Source organism: Pseudomonas sp. N-137 (genome assembly GCF_034555295.1).
GTDB lineage: Bacteria > Pseudomonadota > Gammaproteobacteria > Pseudomonadales > Pseudomonadaceae > Aquipseudomonas > Aquipseudomonas rhizophila.
In genome coordinates, this window is record NZ_JAXUDQ010000031.1 from 199,730 (window position 1) to 207,126 (window position 7,397).

7 protein-coding genes are annotated in these 7,397 nt (G+C 57.5%); 3 read left to right on the top strand and 4 right to left on the bottom strand.

The window, feature by feature from the left end:
* Nucleotides 1-40: 40 nt before the first annotated feature.
* Both T3A99_RS26530 and hemJ read right to left on the bottom strand, forming a co-directional pair.
* Nucleotides 41-1,009, bottom strand: coding sequence for an NAD(P)H-dependent flavin oxidoreductase (locus T3A99_RS26530; RefSeq protein ID WP_107322991.1), 969 nt, complete (start codon nucleotides 1,007-1,009; stop codon nucleotides 41-43).
* A gap of 36 nt (nucleotides 1,010-1,045) precedes the next feature.
* Nucleotides 1,046-1,477, bottom strand: coding sequence for a protoporphyrinogen oxidase HemJ (gene hemJ, locus T3A99_RS26535; protein ID WP_092455622.1), 432 nt, complete (start codon nucleotides 1,475-1,477; stop codon nucleotides 1,046-1,048).
* A 134-nt stretch (nucleotides 1,478-1,611) separates the two neighbouring features.
* On the opposite strand from hemJ, the gene argC reads away from it, so the two are divergent.
* Together argC and erpA are read left to right on the top strand one after the other, a co-directional pair.
* A complete protein-coding gene (gene argC, locus T3A99_RS26540) occupies nucleotides 1,612-2,646 on the top strand; it encodes an N-acetyl-gamma-glutamyl-phosphate reductase (RefSeq protein WP_047228042.1) in 1,035 nt (344 codons plus the stop codon).
* A 155-nt stretch (nucleotides 2,647-2,801) separates the two neighbouring features.
* A complete protein-coding gene (erpA, locus tag T3A99_RS26545) occupies nucleotides 2,802-3,152 on the top strand; it encodes an iron-sulfur cluster insertion protein ErpA (RefSeq protein WP_003206114.1) in 351 nt (116 codons plus the stop codon).
* Nucleotides 3,153-3,220: 68 nt separating this feature from the next.
* Here the strand turns inward: erpA and T3A99_RS26550 are convergent, their stop codons facing one another.
* Both T3A99_RS26550 and T3A99_RS26555 read right to left on the bottom strand, forming a co-directional pair.
* On the bottom strand, nucleotides 3,221-4,312 hold the full coding sequence (locus tag T3A99_RS26550) for an anhydro-N-acetylmuramic acid kinase (protein WP_047228041.1): 1,092 nt from the start codon (nucleotides 4,310-4,312) through the stop codon (nucleotides 3,221-3,223).
* Nucleotides 4,313-4,315: 3 nt separating this feature from the next.
* Entirely contained in the window at nucleotides 4,316-5,728 is a 1,413-nt protein-coding gene (locus T3A99_RS26555) for a peptidoglycan DD-metalloendopeptidase family protein (RefSeq protein ID WP_274090707.1), read from the bottom strand.
* 210 nt (nucleotides 5,729-5,938) lie between these two features.
* Between T3A99_RS26555 and tyrS the strand changes: the two genes are divergently transcribed.
* Nucleotides 5,939-7,138, top strand: coding sequence for a tyrosine--tRNA ligase (gene tyrS, locus T3A99_RS26560; RefSeq protein WP_047228039.1), 1,200 nt, complete (start codon nucleotides 5,939-5,941; stop codon nucleotides 7,136-7,138).
* Nucleotides 7,139-7,397 lie beyond the last annotated feature (259 nt).

Here is a 7,397-nt window from a genome sequence, read left to right on the forward strand (position 1 = left end):
TGTCTCATAAGGTTAAGCAATGGTTTTGATCCGGTTGATTTCAGCGGGGCCATTGGCCGCCGAGTTGTGTCGCGCGGGCCAGCGCTTGCCGGTACTCTTCATCCAGGCGTGCCACTAGCTGATCGACACTGGGCAGATCATGGATTTCACCCACGCCCTGGCCTGCGGACCATACGGTTTTCCAGGCCTTGGCTTCGTCGTTCAGTGGCTTGAGTTTGGAACCGAAATCCACCTCGCCCTTGCCCTGCAGGGCGGCCAGGTCGAAACCGGCGTTTTCCAGGCTCTGGCGCATGAAGCTGGCCGGCACTCCGGACACCGCAGGAGTATGCACGATGTCTGCGGCTCTGGATGTGAGCAACATCTCTTTATAAGCGTCAGGCGCATGGCTTTCGGTCGTGCCGATGAAGCGTGTGCCGAAGTAGGCCAAATCCGCGCCAAGCAGTTGGGCGGCCAGAATCTGATGGCCGTGGTTCAGACATCCCGCAAGCAGCAGGGTTTTGTCGAAGAACTGGCGGATTTCGGCGACCAGTGAGAAAGGGCTCCAGGTCCCGGCGTGGCCACCTGCGCCGGCGGCGACCGCTATCAAGCCGTCGACACCGGCTTGGGCAGCTTTCTCGGCATGACGGCGCGTGGTGACATCGTGGAATACCAGCCCACCATAGCTGTGAACCGCATCCACCAGTTCTTTCACGGCGCCCAGGCTGGTGATGACAATCGGCACCTGATGTTCGATGCAGATGGCCAGGTCGGCCTGAAGCCGTGGGTTGCTATGATGGACGATCAGGTTCACGGCATAGGGTGCCGGGTTTTCCATTGTTGCCAGGCCCGCTTCGATTTCTTCCAGCCAAGCCTTGAAACCACTGCTTTCGCGCTGGTTCAGCGCCGGAAAGCTGCCGACGATTCCGTTGCGGCAGCAGGCCAGTACCAGCTGTGGATTGGAAATCAGAAACATCGGCGCTGCCACGACGGGCAGGCGCAAACGTTGTTCAAGCAGAGCGGGCAGCGACATCGGAAATACCCCGGATAAGGTGGTGCTGATTGAAAGTTAGAACGGCCGAACCACGACCAGAATTACGATAGCCAGCAATATCAGAACCGGCACTTCATTGAACCAGCGATAAAAGACATGGCTGCGGGTGTTTTCGCCACGGGCGAAGCGCTTCAATTGCGCGCCGCACATATGGTGATAGCCGATCAGCAATACCACCAGGGTCAGCTTGGCGTGCATCCAGCCGCCTTGAGTGAAGTAGGCACTGGCGTTGAGACTCAGCAGCCAGATGCCGAATACGAGGGTGGCGATCATCGCCGGCCCCATGATGCCGCGATACAGCTTGCGCTCCATGACGATGAAGCGTTCTTTACTGACGCTGTCTTCGCTTTGGGCGTGATAGACGAACAGGCGAGGCAGGTAGAACAGGCCGGCGAACCAGCAGACCATGCTGACGATATGAAGTGCTTTGAGCCATAGATAGAGCATTTTTTTGTATTCCCAGATTCACGGTAGCCCGATAGTAGAGGCTAGAGCGGCCACACGTCACCTTGGCGGTTGTCGCCGGGCCGCGCGGCCCCTATCATCGACAGCTTTCCAGTGGGTTCGTTGAGGGCAGGTATATGGTCAAGGTCGGTATCGTCGGCGGCACGGGTTACACCGGTGTCGAACTGCTGCGTCTGTTGGCACAGCATCCGCAGGCTGAGGTGGTGGTCATTACCTCCCGATCCGAGGCTGGACTGGCCGTCGCCGACATGTATCCGAACCTGCGGGGCCATTACGACGGCCTGGCGTTCAGCGTTCCGGACATCAAGACCCTCGGGGCCTGTGATGTGGTCTTCTTCGCAACGCCTCACGGTGTTGCCCATGCCCTGGCAGGCGAGCTGCTGGCCGCCGGGACCAAGGTCATCGACCTGTCGGCAGATTTCCGTCTGCAGGACGCTGAAGAGTGGGCCAAATGGTACGGTCAGCCACACGGTGCGCCAGATCTGCTGGACGAGGCGGTCTACGGCCTGCCGGAAGTCAATCGCGAGAAAATCAGGCAGGCACGGTTGATCGCTGTCCCGGGCTGCTATCCAACGGCAACGCAACTGGGTTTCCTGCCGCTGCTCGAGGCGGGGCTTGCTGATGCGTCGCGTCTGATCGCCGACTGCAAGTCGGGTGTCAGCGGTGCCGGCCGTGGTGCCAGTGTCGGCTCGTTGTACTCCGAGACGTCGGAAAGCATGAAGGCGTATGCCGTCAAAGGCCACCGTCATCTGCCGGAAATCCGCCAGGGGCTGCGTCGCGCGGCAGGCAAGGATGTCGGCCTGACTTTTGTGCCGCACCTGACGCCGATGATTCGGGGCATTCACTCCACGCTGTACGCAACCGTCGTCGACCGTTCCGTAGACCTGCAAGCGTTGTTCGAGAAGCGTTACGCCAACGAACCGTTCGTCGATGTGATGCCGGCTGGCAGCCACCCTGAAACTCGTAGCGTACGCGGCGCTAACGTTTGCCGGATCGCGGTGCATCGCCCACAGGATGGCGATCTGGTAGTGGTGTTGTCGGTCATCGATAATCTGGTCAAAGGCGCGTCCGGCCAGGCTGTGCAGAACTTGAACATCCTGTTCGGGCTGGATGAGCGTCTGGGTCTGTCCCACGCTGGGATGTTGCCTTAACTCCAATCTGAGGCTGCAAGCTTGAAGCGCCAGGCTTGCAGCTCATAACGTGTAGTTTGCGCCTGCCTCTCAAATAGTTGACCGATTTTCTAGGAGAAGCGGATAATGCGCGTCATCACGCATTATGGCGGCGTAAGCGCCGGGAGATATTCAGCATGAGCGTCGAAACCTTCACCCCCACGGCTTTGCAATTCACCCACGGTGCCGCGCACAAGGTGAAGAGCCTGGTCGATGAGGAGGGGAATGATCGTTTAAAGCTGCGCGTTTTTGTGACGGGCGGCGGTTGTTCGGGTTTTCAATACGGCTTCACTTTCGATGAGGAAGTGGCTGATGACGACACCATCGTCGAACGCGAAGGTGTCAGCCTCGTGGTCGATCCGATGAGCTTCCAGTACCTGGCGGGTGCTGAGGTGGATTATCAGGAAGGGCTGGAAGGGTCGCGCTTCGTCATCAAGAACCCTAACGCCACCACAACCTGTGGATGCGGTTCTTCGTTTTCGATCTGAGGCTTTAAATAAGAACGCCGCAGCGCCTTACGGCTCTGCGGCGTTTTGTTGTGCGGCGAAAAATGGATTCAGGCGGGATAGATTGCGCCGAGTATGCGCAAACCCCGTGCGCCGGTGACACTTGGGCGATTCGCTGAAATGCCTTCAAGGCAGCAATGGGCCAGCCAGGCAAAGGCCATGGCTTCGACCCAATCCGGGTCTACACCGTAAGTGGCCGTGCTGCTGACTTGGGTGTTTGGCAGTAAGTCGGCCAGCCGCTTCATGAGTGTGCGGTTGTGCGCGCCGCCGCCGCAAACCAGCAGCTCTTGAGTGTTGGTCTGGGCATTCTGCAGTGAGTGGACGATGGTCAGGGCCGTCAGTTCGAGTAGCGTTGCCTGCACGTCTTCAGGGGCGAAGACCGGTAGGTGCGACAGGTGCTGGGTCAGCCAGGACAGGTTGAACACTTCGCGCCCTGTGCTTTTAGGGCCTTGAGTGACAAAGAAAGGGTCGCCAAGCAGAGCCTTTAGCAGAGCTGGTTCGACTTTTCCGCTGGCAGCCCACAGACCATCGCGATCAAAGTGCTCGCCCCGTTGCTGATGTATCCAGGCGTCCAGCAATACGTTGCCAGGGCCGCAATCGAAACCGGCTACGGGCTTTTCGGGTTCTATCAGGCTGAGATTGCTGAAGCCGCCGATATTCAGTACGGCGCGATTGCCGGCCCGTTCTTCAAACAGTGCTTCGTGAAACGCAGGAACCAGCGGGGCGCCTTGCCCGCCAGCAGCGACATCGCGACTGCGAAAATCGCTGACGACGGCAATGCCGGTCAATTCGCTCAACAATGCGGGGTTGCCGATCTGCACGGTAAAGCCACGGGCCGGCTCGTGTCGTATGGTCTGACCATGGCTACCGATTGCCCGGATACCTTCAGGTTTGAGCTTCTGTGCGTCGAGCAGCGTGTGGACGCCCTGCGCAGCCAGCCTTACCCAGTTTTGTTGGGCAATGGCTGAGCGAGCGATCTCATCGGGCCCGCTGCTGCATAACTCGAGCATTTCGGTGCGCAGGGAGGCGGGCATGGGGATGTAGTGCGTGGCGATCAACTTGATCGCCGGAGTCAGTTCGATCAGCGCGATATCCAGTCCATCCAGGCTGGTGCCAGACATCACGCCGATATAGTGCGCCATGGTTTAGCGCTTGCTTGAGGCGAGCATGGTGGCTTTTTCCTGGTCCATGCGAGCCATCAAGGGTTGGCTCTGAGCCAGGAAGCGTGAGCGCTCGGACTTGGCAATCGGATCGGCCATGGGGAGCTTCTGGCCCAGCGGATCAACGTGAACGCCGTTGACCTGGAATTCATAATGCAAATGCGGCCCGGTGGACAGACCGGTAGTGCCAATATAGCCAATCACCTGGCCTTGCTTGACGCTACCGCCGGTTTTCACGCCTTTTGCGAAGCCCTGCATATGGCCATACAGCGTACGGTAAGTGTTGCCGTGCTGGATGATCACGGTGTTGCCGTAGCCCCCCCGGCGTCCGGCCAACAGCACTTTGCCGTCTCCGGCGGCCTTGATTGGGGTGCCGCGGGGAGCTGCGTAGTCGACGCCTTTATGGGCGCGGATCTTGTTCAGGATTGGATGTTTGCGGCCTACGGAGAATCTTGAGCTGATGCGGGCGAAATCAACCGGCGTACGGATAAATGCCTTGCGCATGCTGTTGCCGTCGGCAGTGTAATAGCTGCTGTTGCCTTGTTTGTTGGTGTAGCGCACCGCCGTGTAGGTCTTGCCGCGATTGGTGAAGCGGGCGGAAAGAATAGGGCCGTTGCCGACGCTTTTTCCGTTGACCATTTTCTGTTCGTAAATGACGTCGAACTCGTCGCCCTGGCGAATATCCTGAGCGAAGTCGATGTCGTAGCCAAACACGCTGGCCATGTCCATTGTCAGGCTATGGGAAAGGCCGGCGCGTGCGGCCGATTGCGACAATGAGCTGTTAATGACGCCGTGAGCATAGGCTGAGCGCACGGTTGGTTTGGTGATGACGCGGTTGAACGCATAACCCTTGTCGTTTTTGCTCAGGGTGATGCTTTCCAGGTCGCTTAGTTTGGTATGCAGGCTGGTCAGTTGTCCGTCTGGGCTGAGTTCGAACTCGAGTTTCTGACCCCTCTGGAGCCGAGCGAACTGTTTGGCTTTCTTGTCGCTGGCCAGGACCTCGTGGACCAGGGTCGACGGCAGCCCAACCTTTTCGAAGAGAGTGGAGAGCGTGTCGCCTTTGGCAACTATGACCTCATGGTGGCCCGGGTCTTTCTTTTCTTCGATCGCAGGCTCCGCTTGGGCGGACGCGGGCGTGTCTTCAGCGTTGTTTTCGATCTGCGCGAAGGGGGAGGCTGCGGCCTCGTTTGTGGCTTGGACGGCTTCGGCAGCGTCTTGATCTTGTGTCAGTTGTTCAGCAGGGCTTTCCAGTTCGAGACTTAGGGTCGTCTTTTTGGCTTCAACATCGCTGGAGGGAAACACCAGGAGCGCCAGGCTAAGAAGGGCGGCAATACCACTTGCAGCGAGCAGGTGGGTCTTGGGGTAAAGCGGCGGCGCTTTGGATGGTTCTGTGGTCATAGGTAATTTGACTTTTGAAGAGATGAATTGGAAAAGATGAATGACATGATGAAGATGAAATAACTGTATAAAATATAACCAAATCACCTGCGAAGCAAGCCCGCGGACACTCTGTCCGTGGATTGGTGTCCGCGCACCCGGCAAACCTTGTATTTGGTGCGCGATCTTGTATGGTTGGGTCCCTTTGAATCTGAGCCTTGCGGGTCTGTTATGAAGTCGGTTGAAGAGCAGCTAGCGCTGATCAAGCGTGGTGCAGAAGAGTTGTTGGTCGAGTCCGAGCTGATTGAAAAGCTCAAGCGTGGGCAGCCGCTGCGTATAAAGGCTGGTTTCGACCCGACGGCACCCGATCTGCATCTGGGTCATACCGTGCTTATTAATAAGCTGCGTCAGTTCCAGGACCTGGGGCATCAGGTCATCTTCCTGATAGGTGACTTCACTGGGATGATCGGTGATCCGAGTGGCAAGAGCGCGACGCGCCCACCGCTGACGCGCGAGCAGGTTCTTGATAATGCCGAGACCTACAAGACTCAGGTCTTCAAGATCCTTGATCCGGCCAAGACCGAAGTCGCTTTCAACTCCACCTGGATGGATCAGATGGGGCCGGCGGATTTCATTCGCCTGACCTCCCAATACACCGTGGCTCGTATGCTCGAGCGCGATGATTTTGACAAGCGCTATAAAACCAGTCAGCCGATCGCCATTCATGAATTCCTCTATCCGCTTGTTCAGGGCTATGACTCGGTGGCATTGCGTGCTGACGTCGAGCTCGGCGGTACGGATCAGAAGTTCAACCTGCTGATGGGGCGCGAGCTTCAGCGTGGTTATGGTCAGGAAGCCCAGTGCATTCTGACCATGCCTTTGCTGGAGGGGTTGGATGGTGTGAAGAAGATGTCCAAGTCGTTGGGTAACTATGTGGGTATCCAGGAAGCGCCGGGTGTTATGTACGGCAAGCTGGTTTCCATTCCTGACGTGCTTATGTGGCGTTACTTCGAATTGCTCAGCTTCCGTTCCATGGATGAGATCAACGCATTCCGTGCGGATGTTGAGGCTGGGGCAAATCCGCGGGACATCAAGATCAAGCTGGCTGAAGAGATTGTTGCTCGTTTCCATGGTGAGGAAGCTGCGGCCAATGCTCATCGTGCGGCGGGCAACCGCATGAAGGATGGCGAATTGCCGGATGATCTGCCTGAGATCGAATTGACTGCGACCGAGGATATGCCGATTGCGGCCGTCCTTAATAAAGCAGGCTTGGTCAAGAATGCTGCGGCAGCGCGAGATCTTCTTGGTTCGGGCGGCGTGCGCATCGATGGTGAAGTGGTGGATCGCGCCTATATATATAAGCTGGGCGCTACCCATGTCTGTCAGGCTGGCAAGAAGGCTTTTGCGCGTATCGTGCTGAAGCCGGAATAAAAGCCGAAATTAGTGCTTGACGGCAAATTCTGGGCGTCTATAATTCGCCCCACTTCCGGCGCAGTCGAAACGGAAAACTCCTTTAGTTTCAATGAGTTAAACGATTTTCGGCAGCGCAGGGCTTCAGGTCATCGAAGCTTGGGAAGCAGTTGGTGGGGCGGTTTTCCTGGCTCCGTTAACGATTCGATCTTCTCGATCGAAAGCGTCAAAAAGAGGTGTTGACAGCAGCGAGTAACGCTGTAGAATTCGCCTCCCGCTA

What these genes read in the sequence shown, in the direction of transcription:
- erpA (WP_003206114.1), top strand. Translation starts at nt 2,802, where the DNA reads ATGAGCGTCGAAACCTTCACCCCCACGGCTTTGCAATTCACCCACGGT.
- tyrS (WP_047228039.1), top strand. Translation starts at nt 5,939, where the DNA reads ATGAAGTCGGTTGAAGAGCAGCTAGCGCTGATCAAGCGTGGTGCAGAA.
- argC (WP_047228042.1), top strand. Translation starts at nt 1,612, where the DNA reads ATGGTCAAGGTCGGTATCGTCGGCGGCACGGGTTACACCGGTGTCGAA.
- T3A99_RS26530 (WP_107322991.1), bottom strand. Translation starts at nt 1,009, where the DNA reads ATGTCGCTGCCCGCTCTGCTTGAACAACGTTTGCGCCTGCCCGTCGTG.
- hemJ (WP_092455622.1), bottom strand. Translation starts at nt 1,477, where the DNA reads ATGCTCTATCTATGGCTCAAAGCACTTCATATCGTCAGCATGGTCTGC.
- T3A99_RS26550 (WP_047228041.1), bottom strand. Translation starts at nt 4,312, where the DNA reads ATGGCGCACTATATCGGCGTGATGTCTGGCACCAGCCTGGATGGACTG.
- T3A99_RS26555 (WP_274090707.1), bottom strand. Translation starts at nt 5,728, where the DNA reads ATGACCACAGAACCATCCAAAGCGCCGCCGCTTTACCCCAAGACCCAC.